A 20,435-nucleotide genomic window follows, 5' to 3' on the forward strand; every position below is an offset into this window, starting at 1 on the left:
CAAAAAACACCTCTTCAAACACTTGCGCGATGCGAGCACAAGCCCCGAAACTGGCGCCTTTGATGTAAGGAGCACTACATGAAGTGTCGAGGAGTGGAGGATGGATGCATCGACCGCCGGACTGCCATGGCGGGGCTGGTGGCAACAGCGGGATGGGCCTGGGCGGGGCCGGCCGCTGCCGAGACCGGAGTGACGGACACCCGCATCAAGGTGGGGCAGTCGGCCGTGTTCACCGGCCCTGCCAAGGATTTTGGGGTGGACTACAAGGCGGGCATTGCGCTCTACTTCGACAAGGTCAACAAGACCGGTGGAGTGTTGGGGCGCACGCTGGAGCTTGTCTCCCATGACGACGCCTACGACCCCAAGAAGACCGCAGAGAACACCACGCGCCTCATCGACGAAGACAAGGTGTTTGCTCTCATCGGCTATGTCGCCACGGGCAACCTGATTGCTGCCATGCCCATTGCCGAGAAGGCCGGTGTGCCCATGTTTGCCCCGCTGGTCGGCACCACATCGTTTCGCACCAACCACAACCGCTACCTGTTCCACGTGCGCGCCAGCTACGAGGCTGAACTGCGCAAGATCGTGGGGCACCTGGCCACGCTGGGCATCCACAACATTGCGGTCATCTACCAGAACAGCGCATTTGGCAAATCCAACCTCGACACCTGCCTGCAGATTGCACAGGGGCTCAAGGTCAAGGTGGTGGAGTCCGTGCCCATGGAGATCGCCGCCACCGACGCCAAGGCCCAGGTGGCCTCGCTCACCAAGGCGCAGCCTGGTGCGGTGGTGATGATCATGGCGGGCAAGATGGTGGAGGTGTTCCTGCGCGACTACCGTGCGGGGGGCGGCGCCTCGCCGCTGTACACGATATCGGTGGGCATCACCGATGCGCCGGGCTCCGCGCAGCGCTTGAACGGCGGCATCGAAGGGCTGGTCACGGCCAGCATCGTGCCCTCGCCGCAAGCCAGCCGCCTGCCCATCGTGGCGGACTACCGCAAGGACCGCGTTGACGCGGGCGAGAAGATCGACAGCTACACCATGCTGGAGGGCTACATTGCCGCCCGCGTGTTTGTGGAGGGTCTCAAGCGCGCGGGCAAAGCGCTCACGCGCGAAGGCTTCATCAAGGCCATGGAAGACATGGGCACCACCAAGATCGGTGACTTTCCGCTGCAGTACGGCCCGGGCAACCACAATGGCTCCAACTTTGTGGATCTGGAGATGTACACGCGCACCGGCAGTCTGCGGCGCTGAGGGCACCCCAAAGAGACATGCACGCGCCCGCTTCGCTTCACACCATGGTCGTCAACGGCCAGCCTTGTGGCTTGCCAGCAAGTACCTCGACCCACGCCACGCTGCTGCATGTGCTGCGCAATGACCTGTCGCTCAACGGCCCCAAATACGGCTGTGGCCTGGGGCAGTGCGGCGCGTGCACGGTGCTGGTGGACGGGATTGCCGCGCGGGCTTGCGTGATCCCGGCGCAGGGCGTGGCGGGCCGCGAGGTGACCACGCTGGAGGGGCTGCCAGCGCGCTGCCGCAGTACCGAGGGGCTTCACCCGGTGCAGCAAGCCTTTGTGGATGAGCAGGCCGCGCAGTGCGGCTACTGCCTCAACGGCATGGTGATGATGGCCGTGGCCTTGCTGGAGCGCAACCCAGACCCCGACGAAGCCGCCGTGCGCCGCGAGCTGTCGGGCAACCTGTGCCGCTGCGGCACGCATGTCGAAATCATCCGCGCCGTGCTGCGTGCGGCGGTGCTGATGCGCGAGGCCCAGGCATGAGCGCCACACCTGACAACGCCGCACCCCTGCGCGCCCACAGCCCGCTCACCCGCGCCGACTTCCACGCTTCCCAGGGCGTGCTGCTGGTGGTGCGCAACCCACCGCCTGCGCCGCCGCCGGTCAAAGGTCAGCCCGCGCTGGTAGCGGGCAACCCGGCCGAGGGAGTAGAGATTTTGATTGCCGTGTGGGACGACGGCAGCGTGACCGCACTCAACGGCCATGTGGACCTGGGCACTGGCATCCGCACCGCGCTGGCGCAGATCGTGGCCGAAGAGCTGGATGTGCCGCTGGCGCAGGTGAACATGGTGCTGGGCGACACCACACGCGCGCCCAACCAGGGCGCCACCATCGCGAGCGCGTCCATCCAGATCCACGCCAAGCCTTTGCGCACCGCCGCCGCGCAGGCCCGCCATTGGCTGGTGGCGCAGGCCGCAGAGCGGCTGGGCGCGCCGGTGGAGGCACTGCAAGTGCGTGCGGGTGTGGTGCAGGTCACTGCAGACCCGTCGCGCCAACTGGCCTACGGCGCGCTGCTGGCGGGCGCGCACACCACGCTGGAGCTGGTGGATGCCACGCCCACCAAGGCCGCCGCCGACTACACCGTGGTCGGCCAGTCCGTGCCGCGCGTGGACATCCCCGCCAAGGTCAGCGGCGAGCTGGTGTTTGTGCACGACATGCGTGTGCCCGGCATGCTGCACGGCCGCGTGGTGCGCCCGCCGTATGCAGGTGCCGACCATGGCGACTTCATCGGGAACACGCTCGAATCGGTAGACCAGCAGTCCATCGCCCACATCCCCGGCATCCGCGCCGTGGTGGTGATCCGCGACTTTGTGGGCATCGTCGCCGAGCGCGAGGAACAGGCAGAGCAGGCCCTGCGCGAGCTGAAAGTGCGCTGGAAGGACTGGCCCGGCTTCCCGCGCCAGGACAGCACCGAAGCGCTGGAACAAGCCATCCGCGCCAACCCCGCCACGCAGCGCCGCCTGGTGGACGAGGGCGATGTGGAGGGCGCCCTGGCCGCGCTGTCTGCCAACGGCCAGCCCATGCCGCGCACCTATGTGTGGCCGTACCAGATGCACGGCTCCATCGGCCCATCGTGCGCGGTGGCCGAATGGCGCAGCGATGACAGCACGGTCCGCCCGCGCATGACGGTGTGGGCTGGCACGCAGAACCCCCATGTGCTGCGCGCCGACCTGGCCCGCCTGATGGGGCTGGCCGATGTGGACATCGACCTCATCCGCATGGAGGCCGCAGGCTGCTATGGCCGCAACGGTGCCGACGATGTAGCGGCCGATGCCGCACTGCTCTCGCGCGCCGTGGGCGCCCCGGTGCGCGTGCAGCTCACGCGCGAGCAGGAGCATTTGTGGGAGCCCAAGGGCACGGCCCAGCTCATGCAGGTGCGCGGCGGGCTCAAGGCCGATGGCACCGTGGCGGCGTATGACTTCGAAACGTCCTACCCCTCCAACGGCGCGCCCACGCTGGCCCTGCTGCTCACCCGCACCATTGAGCCCGTGGCCCAGGCCTACGAGATGGGCGACCGCACGGCGCGCCCGCCCTACCATTACGACAACCTGCGCGTGGCCGTCAACGACATGCCGCCCATCGTGCGCGCATCGTGGTTGCGGGGCGTGTCGGCCCTGCCCAACTCGTTTGCGCACGAGTCGTATGTGGACGAACTGGCTACTGCTGCGGGTGTGGACCCGGTGCAGTTTCGCCTACAGTTGCTGAACGATCCGCGCGCCGCCGAGCTGGTGCAGGCCACGGCTGAAAAGGCGGGCTGGATTCGCCGTACCGGCCCCCAGCAGCGCGAGCTGGATGGTGACTGGGTGCAAGGCCAGGGCTTTGCCTATGCCCGCTACATCCACAGCAAGTGGCCCGGCTTTGGCGCCGCCTGGGCCGCCTGGGTGGCCGATGTAGAGGTCAACAAAAGGACCGGCGAGGTGCATGTGCGCCGCGTGGTCGTGGGGCACGACGCGGGCCTGATGGTGAACCCCGCCGGTGTGGAGCAGCAGGTGCACGGCAACGTGCTGCAGACCACCAGCCGCGCGCTCAAGGAGCAGGTGACGTTCGAGCCCGTCAAGCAGGCCGTGGACAACCGCGAATGGGGCAGCTACCCCATCCTGAGCTTCCGCGAGGTGCCGGTCATCGAGGTGATGCACATGCCCCGGCAGGACGAGGCGCCGCTGGGCTCGGGTGAGTCGTCCTCGGTGCCGGGCACGGCGGCGATTGCCAACGCGATCTTTGACGCCACGGGTGTGCGCTTTCGCGCACCGCCCTTCACGCCCGAGGTGGTGCGTGCCGGGCTCAACCCCTTGCCCGGCGGTGCAGGTCAAGCGGCTGCGGGCAGCACCCCATCTCCCGAGCAAGCCGAGGTGCTGCCCACGCTGGAACTTCCTGCACCCGCCGTACCAGCCAGCGCCACGTGGCCCGCAAAACGCAGCCCCTGGGCGCGTGCCCTTGCACTGGCCGCTGGTGGCATCGCCATGGGCGCAGCACTGCTGGGCTGGCGCCCCTCCATCGCGCCCGTGGTGCAGACGGCGGGTGCCTCGGTCTACAACGCCGCCACCATCGAGCGGGGCCGCCTGCTGGCCGCTGCGGGTGACTGCGTGGTGTGCCACACCGCCCCTGGCGGCACGCCCAACACGGGTGGCCGCGCCATGGACACGCCCTTCGGCAAGGTCTACACCACCAACCTCACGCCCGACGCACAAACCGGCATCGGCCAGTGGTCCTTCAGCGCCTTCCAGCGCGCCATGCGCGAAGGCATCTCGCGCGATGGCAAACACCTGTACCCCGCGTTCCCCTACACCTCGTTCGCCAAGATGAGCGACGACGACCTGACCGCGCTGTACGCCTACCTGATGGCACAGCCTGCGGTGCGGGCCGAAGTGCCCAAGACCGAGTTGACCTTCCCCTTCAGCGTGCGCCCCCTCATGGCGGGCTGGAACGCGCTGTTCCACGACGCCGCGCCGTTCAAGCCCGACCCGACCCGACCGCCCGAATGGAATCGGGGCGCCTACCTGGTGCAGGGCGTGGGCCACTGCGGCGCCTGCCACACGCCGCGCAACGCGCTGGGGGCCGAACTGGGCGGAGCCGCGTTCCTGTCTGGCGCCATGGTCGATGGCTGGGAGGCGCCTGCGCTCACCGGCCTGTCGAAGGCGCCCGTGCCCTGGACGGCCGATGCGCTGTATGGCTACCTGCGCCACGGCCACAGCCCCCAGCACGGCAGTGCCTCCGGCCCCATGGCACCCGTGGTGCGCGAGCTGGCGCATTTGCCCGACGACGACATCCGCGCCATGGCAGGCTACCTCGCCTCGTTCACCGCCGCTGAGCCAGCGGCCGACCCGCAGCAGCGCGCCCAAACCGCCGTGGCCCAGGCCGCCGCGCTGGCCCCGCAACCCGGCCAGGCCCAGCGCCTGTTCGACGGCGCCTGCGCAGCCTGCCACCACGACGGCGACGGCCCGAAGCTGCTGGGCGTGAACGTGCCCCTGGCGCTCAACAGCAACCTGCACAGCGACCGGCCCGACAACCTGCTGCAGGTCATCGTGCACGGCATCCGCGAGCCCGCCGCGCGCGACATCGGCTTCATGCCCGGCTTCGGCCATGCGCTCAGCGACGCGCAGATCACCGAGCTGGCGGGCTACATGCGCCAGCGCTACGCCCCCGGACGCCCGGCGTGGCGCGATGTGCCCGAGGCGCTGGCGCGTGTGCGGGCAGGGCCTGCGCATCCTTGATTTTTAGTGTTTTTGGCCGCTAGCGCTTGATGGATAAGCGCTGATAGCTATAAAAAAAGGAATGATTGAAGCTGAAGGTGGCCTGGCACTGCCGCGCCTGTGGGCCATCGATGGCCCCGTGGGACATGAACAGCGCCGCCATTTCCCCTCACATCACCGCATTGCCCCCGTGCCACGTTGGCACAGTGGCATGGGGCCTGGTCCATGGTGGGGCAGGCCAGGGTGCTGGTGGGTCTGCGGGCCTGCAACATGCACCGTGATCCCTCGGCCCGCCTGCTCGGTGGCCGAAGAAGACTTCCTCCAAGGAGAACACCATGCTCAATGCCGAAATGGAAATCCACGTGATCGTGCTGCGCATGATGCGCGAAGGCTATGCCGCACTGAGCGCGGCCCAACGAAGGGTTGTGGATGCGTTGATGGCCGTGTGTTGAGGGGCTGCGTCGGCAGCTGCCAGCCCCACGTCGCACCTTCTGGAGGGCGGTCAGTGTTTGCCGTCCGTTGGCGTGCCGCTATGCCCAATGCAGCAAGGCAGCATCTGCCTCCATCGCTTGTGCAATGAGGCGCATGTCGCGGTCGCTCACGGCAAACAACCCAAAGCGGAACTTGCTGCCCCAGCGCTGGCGGTCGTCCACAAACTCCAGCGCGTCCAGCAGCGGCGCAATCGCCGCCTCACGTGCAGGCACATAGGCCACGTCCCGCCGCGACGGCACAAACCCGTCGCCCATGTCAAACGCATACGGTGCGCCCGGCAACACGATGCCGATGGAGACAAACGCTTGCAGCCGGTCCTTGCCGCCCATGGTCACCGTGGGCGCGTAGTACGCCACGCGGTCGCCGGGCCGTATGCGCTGCAGCGGCGCCACCTTGCCATGGCACACCTGCATGTAGCCCGCGCCAGGCGTGGCGCAGCCCCGGCGGGCGTGCTGGGCGCAGGCCACGGCAATCCAGTTGCGGCGCGCGGTGGCCGCAGAGGTAGCTGCCGACACAGGCATGTCGCTGCGCGCAGGCTCGGCATCCGGCCAGAGAGGGTGTTGCAGCACGGCGTCGGTCATGAGAAAAGCCCCGGGTCAAAGAAGCCACCGATGGTGCGGGCGCGCTGCTGACACCGCAGTGTCAGTACCTTTGCAGCATCCCTGTGCGCAACGCAAAGCCTCAGACCCACTGCGCCCACTGCCACAACGCAAACCCGCCCAGCAGCAGGGCCGACGCCCGGTTGATGCGCTGGCGCCAGGCGGGCGTAAAGCGCTGCCGCTGGTAGGCAATCGCGCCGGTCAGCAGCAGCCACCAGGCGGCAGAGCCCACCAGCACGCCCGCCACCATCCACAGCGGCGACGGCAGGCTGGGCCGGCCGCCGCCCAGCGAGCCAAACACCGCAATGAACGACACGATGGTGGCCGGGTTGGCCAGCGTCAGCGCAAACGTGCCGGCCGCCAGGCCCAGCAGCCCCCGCGCATCGCGGGCCGGGGCGGCGGTGTGGGCCACGGGCGCGTGCCAAGTGCGCCAGGCCAGCACCAGCAGCAGTGCGCCGCCCCCCAGCGCCAGCGGCGTCTTGGCCTGGGTCAGCCCGTCGATCAGCCAGCGCACGCTGAAGGCGCCCACGGCGCCATACACCGCATCGGCCGCAGCGGCGCCCAGGCCCGTGGCCAGCCCGGCCGCCAGGCCCCGCTCCAGGGTGCGTTGCATGGTCAAAAGGCCAATGGGGCCCACAGGGGCCGCGATGAGCACGCCGATGACGGCGGCTTGCAGAAACACGGTGAGTGAGGTGAAGTCCATGCACCAATGCTAGGGCGGCGGCTGGCGGTGGAGAATGCAGAAAATTCGGCGAATCCAGAATTGGGTTTCGTTTTTTTCTGTGACCATCGATAAAGGCTTTTATGGAAGTCGATGACAAAGCCTGGCGCCTGATCAGCGCGCTGCAGGCCGATGGCCGCGCCTCGCTCAAGGAACTGGCCGAGGCCGTGGGCCTGTCGGTGCCCGCCACGCTCGAGCGCCTGCGCCGCCTGCAAGAGGCGGGCGTGGTGCGCGGCGTGCATGCCGACATCGACCCCGCCAAGGTCGGCTACGGCGTGCGCGCCGTGGTGGGCATCAACGTGCCGCAGCCCGGCAAGAAGGCGCTGATCGACAAGCTGCGCCAGTCGCCCCAGGTGCTCGAATGCCACCATGTCAGCGGCAACGACTCGTACGTGATGCAGGTCGTGGCGCGCGACCTGCCCGATCTGGAGCGCTTTCTGGGCGACATCAACGGCTATGGCGAAACACGCACGTCCATCGTGTTCTCCACGCCCATCCCGCTGCGCGGCCTGGCCCGCCCGGAGGCGGGCTGATCCACCCCTCAGAACGTGATCTTCACTGACGCCGCACTGCGCTGCGCGTCGCCATGGAACACCGCCTCGATGTTGTTGCCATCCGGGTCCAGCACAAAGGCGGCGTAGTAGCCGGGGTGGTAGGGGCGTTCGCCCGGTGCGCCGTTGTCGGTGCCGCCGTGGGCCAGCGCGGCTTGGTAGAAGGCATCCACCATTGCCCGGTCCTGCGCCTGAAAGGCCAGGTGCGTGCGGCCGGTGAGGTGGCCTTGCGCGGCAGGGCTGTCGGCTGACGACACAAACAGCTCGTCCGCCCAGAAATAGCCCTCGTCCGCGCCACCCATCGGCACCTTCAGCGCCCCCAGCGCGGCTGTGTAAAACGCCTGGCTGGCCGCCAGATCGCGCACAACGAGCTGGATGTGGTCAATCAGCCGGCCCCGGTGCAGTTCCTGTGTTTCCATGCGGTTGTCCCTTCTTCAAGAAAGTGCGTGCAAACCCACGCGGTTGCCATCCAGGTCATGGATGTGCGCAAAGAACCCCATGCCCGGTGGCAATGCCTGGCGGGGCAGGGCGACCTGGCCGCCCTGGGCTACGGCGCGCTCCAGTGCGGCGTCGAGCGAGGGCGAAGCGTCCAGGTACACCAGTGTGCCGCTGCCTGATACCTGCGGGGCAGTCGGGCCCATCATCAACGCGCCGCCCACGCCGTCTGCTGCGCCGTCGTAGGCAAACACGGCGCCTTCGCTGGGCCCCATGTTCTCGCGGCGCAGGGGCTGGCCCAGCACGGCTTCGTAAAAGGCTTGGGCGCGGTCGAGTTGGGTGGTGGGGATTTCAAACCAGGCGATGGCGTTTTTCATGCAAAGGCTCCTTGTGCGTGCAAACTCAAAAAAGAAGCCTTGATGGTCGCGGCGGCCTGCTGACAGCGCAGTGTCAGCAGCGTGTCACCGGGCTCACGTGATGCGGCCCGGGCTCGATGCTGCAACCTGCGCGCGAAAGCTGCGCGGCGACAAGCCTGCATCGCGCGTGAAGGCGCGGGTGAAGTACGCCGGGTCGGCATAGCCCAGCGTGTAGGCAATGGTGGCCACGCCCAGGTGGGTGTAGGCCAGGTTGCGCCGAGCCTCGCGCATCAGGCGCGCCTCGATCAGCCGCTGGGCCGACACGCCCGTGGTGGCCCGCGCCACGCGGCTCAGGTGCGTGGGCGACACGGCCAGCGCGCGCGCGTAGTCCGCCACCTGCCAGTGCTCCAGAAAATGCGCCTCGATCAGCGCCTCCAGCCGCTGCACAAGGCTGGACTCTGGAGCAGCAGTGTCGTCGGGGCTGTGGTCTTCGATGGCCCGCGCCACCCAGCCCAGCAGCGTGGCGCTCAGGCCCCGCAGCACCAGCGCACGCGCTTTGGCGCGGCCCGAGAACTCCTGCCAGATCTGCCCCATGGCCTGGCTGATGGGTGGGTTGGCGGTGACCACGGCGGGCCGCGCCAGGTCGCGCCGCACATCGCCCACGCGCACAAAAATCTCGTCCATCAATTCATCGGCCAGCGTGGCCACCCAGCCCTGTGTGTGCTGTGTGAACCGAAACGCATGCACATGGCCCGGCGGCACGTTGATGAGCGCACCGGCGGCCAGCGCGTGCTGCTCGCCATCCAGATGCGCCACGCCGCCGCCCGATTCGATCAGCAGCACCTGGTGCAGCCGCGTGTGCCGGTGCGGCGCCAGCTCCCAGTCGTGCAGCACCGAGCGCTCGGCAATCGTCTCGCAGTGCAGCACGTCGGGCAGGTGCTGCGACTCGCCAAACAGGCTGTACGACTGGATGCTGCTGTGGTTCTCGGCCATGTTCGAAAAGTGCATGTTCTGGCTCCATCCGTCCATTCAACGCGGCGACTGTGCCACGTATCTTTAGGGGGTCGTTTTGACCCATGTCATCAACCCAACAGAGCGGCTCACACAACTCAGCGAAGCGGCCCTGGCTAGGCGTCCTGCCGCAGACAGTACAACTAGTACGGCAAGGCAGGACAACAACGCCAGGGGAGTTTTGTGAGCCGCTCGCCACAAAGGAGACAACCATGAAAACCCAGGTTTGCATCATCGGCGGCGGCCCCTCGGGCCTCATGCTCTCGCAGCTCTTGCACCTCAAGGGCATCGACACCATCGTGCTGGAGCGCCAAAGCCGCGAATACGTGCTCGGCCGCATCCGCGCCGGCGTGCTGGAGCACGGCTTTGCCGCGCTGATGCGCGAGGCCCAGTGCGGCGAGCGCATGGACAAGGAAGGCGAGATCCACGACGGCTTCATCATCGCCCACGACGGCAAGATGGACCGGGTCGATTTGCACAAGTACAGCGGCGGCAGCTCGGTGGTCGTCTACGGCCAGACCGAGCTGACGCGCGACCTGTACGAAGCGCGTGACCGCATGAAGGGCATCGTCATCCACAACGCCGAAGACGTGCAGCCCCACGACCTGAAAAGCGCCAACCCGTACGTCACCTACCGCAGTGGCGACGAAGTGGTGCGCATCGACTGCGACTTCGTCATCGGCGCCGACGGCTTCCACGGCGTGAGCCGCAAGTCCATCCCCCGCGATGTGCTCAAGGAGTACGAAAAGGTCTACCCCTTCGGCTGGCTGGGCGTGCTCTCGCGCACCAAACCCGTCTCGCCCGAGCTGATCTACGCCAAGCACGAGCGCGGCTTTGCGCTGTGTTCGCTGCGCTCGCAGGTGCTCAGCCGCTACTACATCCAGGTGCCGCTGACCGACACCGTGGAAGACTGGTCCGACGAAGCCTTCTGGGCCGAGCTGAAACGCCGCCTGCCCGCCGAGGTGGCCGCACAGCTCATCACCGGCGCATCCATCGAAAAGTCCATCGCGCCCCTGCGCTCCTTCGTGGCCGAGCCGATGCGCTACGGCAACCTGTTCCTGGCCGGCGACGCCGCCCACATCGTGCCGCCAACCGGCGCCCGTGGCCTGAACAGCGCGGCATCGGACATCTACTACCTGTACCACGCGATGGTGGCCCACTACCAAAACGGCGACAGCACGGGCCTCGACAAATACTCCGAGAAGGCCCTGGCCCGCGTGTGGAAGGCCCAGCGCTTCTCATGGTGGATGACGACCATGCTGCACACCTTCCCGGATTCCATCGCGTACGACCAGAAGCTGCAGGACACGGACCTGGCGTATCTGTTCTCGTCGGAGAAGGCGCAGGGGTCGCTGGCGGAGAACTATGTGGGGTTGCCGTTCTGAGCACCCTGCGGTAGCACTGCTACCCAGTCAAAGGCTTGCATGGGGTTTCCTCCTGCAAGCCTTTTTTGCGCCCAGATCGGCGCTCAGTGCAGGCAGTCGCGTTGGGCAGCGGTCTCCATCTGCTACGCAAAATTTAGGCGGAACTGATGCTTACGCCCGCACAGCAGGCCCGATAGCATCGCACCAAGTTTTCAGATCATTTGCCCAGTGCTGTCGATGTGAGATTCGATGATGGCTTGAACACGATTAAGCCGCTGACGCGGCGTTTTTAGGCAGTGCACTTCACATCCGATAGTGCCAATCAACAGCCAGGAAAATCTCAAAGATGGATTGGGTCCCGATAGTCTTCATTGTGTTCAAGGTGGCCGTTTTCGGCACAGGCATGTTCTTCGCCATCAAGTGGCATTACGACCAGGGGAAGAAGGCGAAAGAAGAGGCCAGCAGATTGCCAATGCAGGCTGAACACGAGTCGGGCGCGTCGGAGTAGGCTGCTGACTCCTAGCGATGGCTGCGGAGCTCAGACTTCTGCCCGCCTGTGCCACGCGATGGTGGCCCGCTACCAAAACGGCGACCGCACAGGCCTCGGCAAATACTCTGAGGCGGTCTGCGCTTCTTGTCTTGTAGTGGATGGCGGTCATGCCGCGCACCTTCTCCGATTCGCTGGCCTACGACCAAACGCTGCAGGACACGGATCTTGAGTATCTGTAATCGTCAGAGACGGCGCAGGGAGCTCTGGCAAAGAGCTATTTAGGATTGCCGTTCTAGTCATTCGGTCGCCTCGTGGAACCGTGCCCGCTACACGCATTCACACTTAACCAAGGCACTGCTTTTTTGCTAGTACATTCCCTTCAAACACGCTGGAGGAGAAGTGAATGCAGATGGATGCCGTTGATTCGGGAGCGAGCCCTGGTCGCCTGATGGTGCACTTTGTGCTGGCGGATCAATCACATGAGATGGATGCCTGGGTGCTACATGCGTGTGAAGGTGACGTCTTGGCGCTGGTCAAAGAGGTCGCTAGACAGCTGGATGTTTACGTGCGCATTGAGACGATGGCGCATGGCGAAGGCGGCCTTGAGGTCTATCTGAATTTCATCGGTAAACACGCGGTAGCGCTGGGGCTCATCGGTTCAGCAGTTACTGCAATCTGTTCTGGGGGCGTTTGGTGGCATTACCAGAGCACATTGTTAGACCAGCAGGTCAAAGCCAACGCCATCGCTATAGACCGCGACAAAAAGCTTGCTGCGCAGCAGATCGAGCAGAACGAATTGAATCTTCGAAAGGCTCGCCTGGAGCTGAAGAAGATGGAGCAAGAGATAGCGCCAGACGCTCCTAAATTGCCTGCCACAGATTCCAATCTCTCATTGCATCTTGAAAACGAGCCTACCGTCGAGGCCGTCTTGCCTGCTCTCCTCGCAAATCGCCGGATCATTAAATTGCGTTCGCAGTTCTATGAATCGCTGCTTACCTACGACAAGGTGGCAGCTGTTGGGTTCGCGAACACTCATACGCCTCGGGGCAATGAGGAAGCCCGTGTGACGCGAGCAAGTTTCCAGGACTTCGTTGTCAGTCTGGAAGAGCTAGATCCAATGGTGATTGAACGGGCTGACATCGAAATCATCGCGCCTGTACTCACTCGGGATGGTGGTAAGTGGCGCGGGCGATTCGAGAAACACAACATCAGCTTCGTGATACGCGATGAGCAGTTCCTGACTCAAGTCGCAGTCAAGCGGGTGAAATTTCAGAACGGCACGTCCATGAGTTGTCGTCTTGTGGTGCACCTTAGAGAGGATGAAGCAGGGGTACCTCAACCCCATGAGTACGTGGTTGACGAGGTTCATAAGCTCCTTTCTAAAAACGTACGGACGAATCGGCTGACTAAGGCGACGGTAGCAGCAGTCGCATTTCCCGAAGAGAGCGAAAAAGTCGACAGTGGGCAAGGAACCCTTTTGCCCCCTGATACATGAGCGCAAGCGGAAGGCTCACGGACGCTCAGCATCCTGCGATGACCCCATTGGCGCCTGCGCCGCGTGCCTTGGCGGTCATGTTGTCGGGTGCCTTGCCTTGCTCCCCTCAGGCGGCCACGCAAAAATCCGCAGCCATTTCTCCAGCACCTGTCAAAGCGCCCTCACATCACACGTCTTGAGAGCAGGAGGTCAATACCGCCCTCCGCCCAACATTCAATGTGAAGGAACTGCTGTATGAATCGCGCTGTCTGGTTCAACATATCGCCCGAGGGTGCCAAGGCCATCGGGACGCTGCACCACTTTGTCACCCAGGGCACGGGCCTGCCCAGCTTGCTGACGCACCTGGTCTTCCTGCGCGTGTCGCAGATCAACGGGTGCGCGCACTGCATTGACATCCACACGCGTGACCTGCTGACCGAAGGCATGTCAGTGGAGAAGGTGGTGCTGGTCCCTGTGTGGCATGAGGCGGCGTATCTGTTCTCCGAGCAGGAGCGCGCGGCACTGGCCTGGGCCGAGGAGGTGACGCGCGTGAGTGAGACCCATGCCTCCGATGAGGCCTATGCGGCCGCACTGGCCGTGTTTGGTGAGAAGGACCTGGTGGACCTGACGCTCACCATTGCCACCATGAATGCCATCAACCGCATGGGTGTCAGCTTCCGCATGAAGCCTCGCGCCAAGGCGTAAAAAGAAAAAAAGGAAGCCCGGCCTGCGCCGGGCTTCCTTTTTTCAACCGTTGATCACTTACAGCTGAAACTGCTCGCACTCTCCACATCCCCCGACCCGTTGTAGCGCGCCACCTTGGGGTACACACACAGCGGCCGGGTGCGGTTGGCAGACCAGCTGGCAGGCAGTTCGGCGTTGACCAACTTGGCCCCCGCGCCGCGCGCGTTCGCCGTCACGCTGTCGGGCGCCTTGCCCTGTTCCACCCACGCCACCAGCGGGGCCAGCATGTCGAACTGGTCGGTGGCGGGGCCGCCGGAGCAGTGGTTCATGCCGGGCACCAGGTACAGGCGGGCAAAGTCGTCGGCCTTGCCGCCGTGGCTTGCCTGCACGCGGTCCATCCAGTTCGCGGTGTCGATGGGCGAGAACACGCCGTCGGCCACGCCGTGGTAGACCATCATCTTGGCGCCCCGGTTGCGCAGGGCGCTCAGGTCGGCCGCGTTGGGGGGCGTCATGTACGACCAGGATGACTCGGTGTAGACCGGCGTGGTGGCGAACATCTTGGGGTAGTCCGTCTCCATGCTGAAGTTCAGCGCGTACTGCAGGCCGGTGGTGGCCTTGAAGGCGTCCAGGGTGGAGGGCGGTGTGGTGAACAGGAAGGCCACGGCCCCCGCGTCGCGCGTGGTGGGTGCGTTGAAGTGCCAGAACGCAAAATTGCTGCCTGCCACGCCGGGGTCGAACCAGGTGCCGGTGTACAGGGCTTCGCCCTTGCTGTTTTTGGGCCCGGCAAAGATGCTGGCCAGCACGTTCTTTTGCTCGGCAGAGATGCACGATCCATCCCGCGCAGTGTTGGCTCCGGTGCAGGTGGGCACGTCGCGCTGCAGGTTGAATGCGGTCTGGCAGGCTTGCACGTCGTTCACCTGGCCGTCGGTGGCTCCGTCCAGCGCGTCGCAGCGCTCCACGATCTTGCGGGCTATGAGCTGGAACTCGGCGGGGCTCACGGCCTTGGTCAGGTCGGGCTGGGCAGATGGACCATTCGCGTCCTTCGGTGCCACCTTGGCGTATTGCTGGGCCTTCCACAGCTGGGCCGTGGCGGCCTTGGGCAGGCTGAAGCCGGGGTTGCCCGCCAGCACGCCGTCGTACTGGTCGGCATAGCGCGATGCGGCCACCATGGCGTGGCGCCCGCCGTTGGAGCAGCCTGCGATGTACGAGCGGTCCGGGCCTTTGCCGTAGGCGCCCTTGATCAGGTCCTTGGCCATGGGCGTGAGGGTGCCCACGGCCTGGTAGCCGTAGTCGCGCCGGGCCTGGGGGTCCAGCCCGAAGAAGGGCGTGGGTGCGCCGTGGCCTGCGTCCGAGCTGAGCACGGCAAAGCCTTGCACCAGGCCGGGGCCACGGGTGCGGCGCCGCTCACCGCGCCGAGCGCGGTCACCACGCTGCCGTCCAGCCCGCCGTTGGCCTGGTGCAGAAAGCGGCCGTTCCAGTCGACGGGCATGCGGATCTCAAAACCGATGGCGTAGCTGGCGCCGTCCACGGGGCCAGTGCGCTCTTTCATCTTGCCTTTGACGAGGCAGTGCGCGGGCGCCTGGGTGGTGTTGCCCTGCAGGGTGATCGGGCCTTCGGCCACCATCTCTGCCGAGGTGATGCGCGTGTCGGGCAGCGCGAGGCTCTGGGCCAGCGCGGTGCAGTTTTTCAGCGTGGCGGGTGTGGCGGCGCCGAGCTGCGGTGGGGGCGTGGTGCGTGGTGCGCTGGCGCAGCCCGCCAGCAGCGTGGCGGTGCCCAGTGCCATGGCCAGGGCCGACAGGGGGAGGGGGGCGCGGGAGGGGGTGTGGCATGCGGTGTCTCCGAAGGGTGGAGGGTGTCCCCCCGCGCTCTGGGCGAAGGGGCACACCCCAAGAAAAAGGGCCCGGGCCGCAAGGGGCCAGGGCCCTGGGGGCGCTACTTGCAGCTGAAGCTGCTGGCGCTTTCGATGTCGCCCGTGCCGTTGTAGCGCGCCACCTTGGGGTAGGCGCACAGCGGGCGGGTGCGGTTGGCAGACCAGCTGGCGGGCAGCTCCAGGTTGGCACCGGCGGCATTGCCAGCGCCGCGCGCCTGGGCGATCACCTTGTCGGGGGCCTGGCCCTTTTCGACCCAGTTGACCAGCGGGGTCAGCATGTCGAACTGGTCGGTGGTGATGCCGCTGCCGCAGTGGCCCATGGCGGGCACGGGGAACAGGCGCGCAAAGTTGCTCGCATCGCCCTGGTTGGCAGCGGCCACGCCCTTGTACCAGTTCACGGTGTCGTCGTATGAGAACACGGCATCGCCCGTGCCGTGGAACACCATGACCTTGGCGCCACGGCCTTTCAGCTTGGCCAGGTCGGTGGGGTTGGGCGGCGTCATGAACGACATGGACGATTCGGTGAACGTGGCGTTGGTGGCAAAGATGGAGGCGGCCAACTGGTCAATGTTGGCCGTGGCCAGCGTCTGCTGCACGGGGGGCGTGCTGAACACGGTGCCCGAGGACAATGGGTCCAGCACCTGGCCGATCACGAACTCCCAGGTTGCCCAGTCCTGGTTGGCGATGCCGGGGTCCAGCGGGAAAGTGCTGTAGATGGCGCCGCCTGCCGATGTCTTGGCCCCGGTGTGGATCTCGGCCACCATCGTCTTTTGTTCGGCCGTGAGGCAACTGCCATCGCGCGCGCCGGTGCAGGTGGGCACGTCGTCGTTCAGCTTGAACTGGGTCTGGCAGGCCGCCACATCGCCCACGATGCCGTCGGTCACGCCGTCCAGCGCATCGCACTTGGCCAGGATGCGGTTCGATACCAGCGTGCGCTCGGCGGGGGTGAATGCGGTGCCGATGTCGGGCACCGGAAAGCCGCCCAGCCAGGCGGGCGCGGTGGTCATGGCGCCGGGCGTGGCCAGGGCCGCGTACTTCTTGGCGCCCCACACCTGGCTGACTGCTGCCTTGGGCAGGTTGAAGCCTGGGTCGCCCGCGAGGAAGCCGTCGTATTCATTGGCCAGCCGCGACATGGCCACCATGGTGTGGCGCCCGCCGTTGGAGCAGCCGCCGAAGTACGAGCGGTCTGGCGCGCGGCCATAGGCCAGCTCGATGGCGTTCTTGGCCATGGGTGTGAGCTTCTGGGGCGCCTGGTAGCCGTAGTCCAGGCGGGCTTGCGGATCGAAACCGAAGGTGTTGTTCTGTGCGCCGGTGTGGCCGGCATCCGAACTGATGACCGCAAAGCCTTGGAGCAAGGCGCTGGTCACCTGCACGCCCGAGCTGTAGCTGCCGGTGGCGGGCACCACGCTGCCGTCCAGCCCACCGTTGGCCTGGTAGTAGAAGCGGCCGTTCCAGGCGTTGGGCAGGCGCATCTCGAAACCGATGGCGTAGTTCTTGCCATCCACAGCGCTGACGCGCGAGTGCATGGTGCCGGTGATCTGGCAGTGCGCTGCTACGGGGGTGCCCGCCACGGTCAGCGTACCTGCCGCTACGGGGCTGGCCGCCGTGATGGTGGTGTTGGGAAAGTTGATGCGTGCGGCCAGGTCGCTGCACGATTTCAAGGTGCCCGGGTTGGCGGCTGCCAGCTGCGGCAGCCCTGCATCTGACGATCCCCCTCCGCACCCGATCAGCAGGGCTGCCGGCAGGGCCGACAGGGCGAGGGGGTGGATGCGCATTCTTCTTTTCGTAATGGTCATGCTGTTGTCTCCGTTTGTTATCTGAGGCCCAGGGAAACCCGCAGCGCGGCCTCAATGCACTGCAGGAGTTGGTGCAGCTCTACCAGCGATTGCTACTGATGTTGTAGCTGTTAGCGCTTGTCCATCAAGCGCTGGCGGCCAATTTGTTCTTGATTTCCAGAGACTGTGCGATGCGTTGGCGCAGGATGGCGGCGCGCATGTCGAATTCGGGCAGCACCCACTGGGTGAGTGCCTGGGCGGGGGCGTTCCAGCGCTCGCCGTGGCTGGCCGCGCCGATCTGGCACCAGGCCCAGTCCAGCAGCACCAGCGCCACGGCGCGCAGGTAGTCGTCGGCCACCCAGTAGGGCAACTCGGCGTCGGACTGGGCGGCAATCGCCAGCGTCTGTGTGATCTCCACCAGCGCATGGCGGCGTGCGCTGGCCGCAGGGCTGGGCGCTGTGCCGGGCAGTGTGGTCAGCAGCGTTGCCAGGCCCTGGCCACCATCGGCCAGCACCTTGCGCACCAGCAGGTCAATCGCCTGGATCTCGTTCGTGCCCTCGTAGATCATGGCCACGCGCGCGTCGCGCACGATCTGCTCGATGCCCCATTCGCGCACGTAGCCATGGCCGCCAAACACCTGCAGGCAGGCACTGGCGCCGTGGAAGCCCTGGTCGGTGAGCGCGGCCTTGAGCACGGGCGTGACCAGCGCGCACCAGCGCTGGGCGGCTGCGCGCTCGCCCGCGTCGGTGCTGTGCTTGGCCACGTCCAGCTGCAGGGCGGTGTGGTAAGCCAGCACGCGCCCGCCGTCGATCCAGGCGCGCTGCGTGTGCAGGATGCGGCGGATGGCGGGGTGGTCGTGGATGAGGCTGGTGTCCTTGGCGCCGGGGGCGCGCATCTGGCGGCGCTCTGCCGCGTAGGCGCTGGCTTTTTGCCATGCGGCTTCCAGCAGGCCGATGCCTTGCAGGCCCACATGCAGGCGCGCGGCGTTCATCATCACGAACATGGCGTTCAGGCCCTTGTTGGGCTCGCCCACCAGCCAGCCGGTGGCGTCGTCAAAGCGCATCACGCAGGTGGGGCTGCCGTGCAGGCCCATCTTTTCTTCGATGCGCTCGCACACCACGGCATTGCGGCTGCCGTCTGGGAGCACTTTCGGTACGAGGAACAGCGACAGCCCCTTGGGGCCCGCCGGTGCATCGGGCAGGCGTGCCAGCACCAGGTGCACGATGTTGTCGGTCAGGTCGTGTTCGCCGCCAGAGATGAAAATCTTGCTGCCGTTCACCCGCGCACTGCCGTCGGGCTGCGGCACGCCGCGTGTGCGCACCAGGCCCAGGTCGCTGCCCGCGTGGGCTTCGGTCAGGCACATGGTGGCCAGCCATTCGCCGGTGGCGACCTTCTCCAGGTACTGCGCCTTGAGTTCGTCGCTGGCGTGGTGCTTGATGCATTCGTACGCGCCATGCAGCAGGCCGGGCGCCATGGTCCAGCCATGGTTGGCACCGGCCAGCCATTCAAACAGCACACACTCCAGCACCGCAGGCAGGCCCTGGCCGCCGTCCTCGGGCGCGCACGACAATGACGGCCAGCCCGCCTGCCAGAAGGCCTGGTAGGCATCGCGAAATCCTGCGGGCGTGTGCACTTTGCCTGCGTCAAACCGGCAGCCCTCTTCGTCGCCACTGCGCTGCAACGGGGCGATGGCGCTGTCCACAAACTTGGCGGCCTCGTCCAACACCTGCGCAGCCAGCTCGCCATCGGTGTCGGCAAACGGCGCCAGCGCCTGCCAGCGGCTGGGCGCCTGCAACACGTGGGTCAGCAGATGCTGGATGTCGGCAAGGGCTTGGCGTGCTTGCATGAAATGCTCACTATTTGATAGCTTTTGGCGCTTGTTAGATAAGCGCTGGAGGCTGTTTTCTTCTAAATTTCGTCTGTACAAGCCTGGTGGCTGCTTGCGCCCTGGCTTCGAGAGGCTCAGCCCGAACGGGTGGGGCGAGAGTTGCGCCCGCCGCCCGCCGCCCGTCGATACCGGCGCGCGCCCAGGCGAGGGCCGCCGCGCAAGGGCCGCCCCGCCGCGCTGGCGGCGTCCCCCCCAGGGGGGAAGCGGCGAAGCCGCTCAGGGGGGATTCACAACCTTCAAGAATCTGCGGTGAAACCAATCTTCTTGATCAGCGGACCCCAGGTGTCGTATTCGGCCTTCTGCCAGCGCGCTTGCTCTTCGGGCGTGGAGCCGTGGGGCATCAGGCCCACGATGGCCAGGCTGTCGATGACCGACTTTTCCTTCAGCGCAGCGTTGATGGCAGCGTTGGCGGCGGCAATCACCGGCTTGGGCGTGGCGGCGGGGGCGTAGAAGCCGAACCATTCTTCGGTGGTCAGCTCGGGGAAGCCCTGCTCGGCGAACGTGGGCACATCAGGAACGTACTGCGAGCGCTTGGGGCCCGAGGTGGCCAGGATGCGCAGCTTGCCCGCCTTGTAGTTGGCGATGAAGTCACCGTGCGGCGTGACCATGGCAGCCACCTGGCCGCCCACCACGTCCGTCACGCCCGGGATGGAGCCACGGTAGGGCACATGGCGCAGGTCCACGCCGCTGTTGATGCCCAGCAGCGCGCCCAGGAAGTGCGGCGTGGAGCCCGCACCGGGCGAGCCGTAGCTGGCGTCCTTGGGGTTGGCCTTGGCCCAGGCCAGGAAGTCCTTCACGTTCTTCACGCTGGCGGGCACCATGGGGCCCACGGCCAGTCCGTGGTGCATCACGGCGGCAATCGACACGGGTGCAAAGTCCTTGTCGGTGTAGTTCATCTTGCTGTAGATGTGCGGGTAGTTGGCAATGGCCGAGACCTGCGCCAGCGCCAGCACCGAGCCGTCGGCAGGCGCTGCCTTCAGCGTCTCCAGCGCAATGCGGCCGCCCGCGCCGGGCTTGTTCTCCACCACGCCAGCGTTCTTGCTGAAGGCGCTGCCGCCCCATTTTTCTGCCACGCGGCGGGCCACGGTGTCGCCCGAGCTGCCAGCGGGGAAGCCGAAGTACACCTTCACCTGGTCTACCTGGGCGTGGGCAGCAAAGGGATGCAGGGCGCCCAGCGCGGCGCTGGCGCCAAAGGCCTGGACGAGTTGTCGGCGGGTGATGGTCATGGTGTTGTCTCCTG

At 66.2% G+C, this 20,435-nt stretch carries 15 protein-coding genes and 1 pseudogene; 7 read left to right on the forward strand and 9 right to left on the reverse strand.

Annotated elements, in window-relative coordinates; all coding sequences use genetic code 11:
- Positions 1–78 precede the first annotated feature (78 nt).
- The 3 genes from EXV95_RS17625 to EXV95_RS17635 are packed head-to-tail and all read left to right on the forward strand — an operon-like array spanning position 79 to position 5,506.
- Complete coding sequence (locus EXV95_RS17625) at positions 79–1,254, forward strand: ABC transporter substrate-binding protein (protein ID WP_176887866.1); 1,176 nt, start codon at positions 79–81, stop codon at positions 1,252–1,254.
- A 17-nt stretch (positions 1,255–1,271) separates the two neighbouring features.
- Positions 1,272–1,778 (forward strand): (2Fe-2S)-binding protein, encoded by a 507-nt coding sequence (locus tag EXV95_RS17630; RefSeq protein ID WP_176887867.1) that lies wholly within the window; start codon positions 1,272–1,274, stop codon positions 1,776–1,778.
- On the forward strand, positions 1,775–5,506 hold the full coding sequence (locus EXV95_RS17635) for a molybdopterin cofactor-binding domain-containing protein (protein ID WP_176887868.1): 3,732 nt from the start codon (positions 1,775–1,777) through the stop codon (positions 5,504–5,506). The genes EXV95_RS17630 and EXV95_RS17635 overlap by 4 nt, the downstream gene beginning before the upstream one ends.
- 509 nt (positions 5,507–6,015) lie before the next feature.
- Here EXV95_RS17635 and EXV95_RS17640 read toward each other — a convergent pair.
- Positions 6,016–6,558: an EVE domain-containing protein gene (locus tag EXV95_RS17640; protein ID WP_255484787.1), complete on the reverse strand. Its 543-nt coding sequence runs from the start codon at positions 6,556–6,558 to the stop codon at positions 6,016–6,018.
- A 100-nt stretch (positions 6,559–6,658) separates the two neighbouring features.
- Positions 6,659–7,279: a LysE family translocator gene (locus EXV95_RS17645; protein WP_176887869.1), complete on the reverse strand. Its 621-nt coding sequence runs from the start codon at positions 7,277–7,279 to the stop codon at positions 6,659–6,661.
- 101 nt (positions 7,280–7,380) lie between these two features.
- Here EXV95_RS17645 and EXV95_RS17650 point away from each other — a divergent pair, with 101 nt between their 5' ends.
- The gene (locus tag EXV95_RS17650) at positions 7,381–7,830 is read left to right on the forward strand and encodes an Lrp/AsnC family transcriptional regulator (RefSeq protein WP_015012065.1); all 450 of its coding nucleotides are present in this window, start codon (positions 7,381–7,383) and stop codon (positions 7,828–7,830) included.
- Between the two features lie 8 nt (positions 7,831–7,838).
- Here EXV95_RS17650 and EXV95_RS17655 read toward each other — a convergent pair whose 3' ends face one another.
- The 3 genes from EXV95_RS17655 to EXV95_RS17665 form a co-directional block, all read right to left on the reverse strand.
- The gene (locus tag EXV95_RS17655; RefSeq protein ID WP_121507896.1) at positions 7,839–8,267 is read right to left on the reverse strand and encodes a VOC family protein; all 429 of its coding nucleotides are present in this window, start codon (positions 8,265–8,267) and stop codon (positions 7,839–7,841) included.
- A 15-nt stretch (positions 8,268–8,282) separates the two neighbouring features.
- On the reverse strand, positions 8,283–8,660 hold the full coding sequence (locus EXV95_RS17660) for a VOC family protein (protein WP_176887870.1): 378 nt from the start codon (positions 8,658–8,660) through the stop codon (positions 8,283–8,285).
- 93 nt (positions 8,661–8,753) lie between these two features.
- Positions 8,754–9,647 carry a helix-turn-helix domain-containing protein gene (locus EXV95_RS17665; protein WP_176887871.1) on the reverse strand — a complete coding sequence of 298 codons (894 nt, stop codon included), beginning with the start codon at positions 9,645–9,647 and terminating at the stop codon, positions 8,754–8,756.
- Positions 9,648–9,862: 215 nt separating this feature from the next.
- On the opposite strand from EXV95_RS17665, the gene pobA reads away from it, so the two are divergent.
- The 3 genes from pobA (at position 9,863) to EXV95_RS17680 (ending at position 13,683) form a co-directional block, all read left to right on the forward strand.
- The gene (pobA, locus tag EXV95_RS17670) at positions 9,863–11,035 is read left to right on the forward strand and encodes a 4-hydroxybenzoate 3-monooxygenase (protein WP_176887872.1); all 1,173 of its coding nucleotides are present in this window, start codon (positions 9,863–9,865) and stop codon (positions 11,033–11,035) included.
- 872 nt (positions 11,036–11,907) lie between these two features.
- On the forward strand, positions 11,908–12,999 hold the full coding sequence (locus EXV95_RS17675) for a hypothetical protein (RefSeq protein WP_176887873.1): 1,092 nt from the start codon (positions 11,908–11,910) through the stop codon (positions 12,997–12,999).
- 234 nt (positions 13,000–13,233) lie between these two features.
- On the forward strand, positions 13,234–13,683 hold the full coding sequence (locus tag EXV95_RS17680) for a carboxymuconolactone decarboxylase family protein (RefSeq protein WP_176887874.1): 450 nt from the start codon (positions 13,234–13,236) through the stop codon (positions 13,681–13,683).
- Positions 13,684–13,736: 53 nt separating this feature from the next.
- Here EXV95_RS17680 and EXV95_RS17685 read toward each other — a convergent pair.
- From EXV95_RS17685 to EXV95_RS17700, 4 genes and pseudogenes are all read right to left on the reverse strand, one after another.
- Positions 13,737–15,445: pseudogene (locus EXV95_RS17685) on the reverse strand (tannase/feruloyl esterase family alpha/beta hydrolase).
- A 149-nt stretch (positions 15,446–15,594) separates the two neighbouring features.
- Positions 15,595–17,328: a tannase/feruloyl esterase family alpha/beta hydrolase gene (locus tag EXV95_RS17690; RefSeq protein ID WP_255484788.1), complete on the reverse strand. Its 1,734-nt coding sequence runs from the start codon at positions 17,326–17,328 to the stop codon at positions 15,595–15,597.
- 124 nt (positions 17,329–17,452) lie between these two features.
- Positions 17,453–19,153, reverse strand: a complete 1,701-nt coding sequence (locus EXV95_RS17695) for an acyl-CoA dehydrogenase family protein (protein ID WP_176887875.1) — start codon at positions 19,151–19,153, stop codon at positions 17,453–17,455.
- A gap of 278 nt (positions 19,154–19,431) precedes the next feature.
- Positions 19,432–20,421: a Bug family tripartite tricarboxylate transporter substrate binding protein gene (locus EXV95_RS17700; protein WP_055399779.1), complete on the reverse strand. Its 990-nt coding sequence runs from the start codon at positions 20,419–20,421 to the stop codon at positions 19,432–19,434.
- Between the last annotated feature and the right edge of the window lie 14 nt (positions 20,422–20,435).

The sequence above is a fragment of the Acidovorax sp. JMULE5 genome (assembly GCF_013376875.1).
GTDB lineage: Bacteria > Pseudomonadota > Gammaproteobacteria > Burkholderiales > Burkholderiaceae_C > Acidovorax > Acidovorax facilis.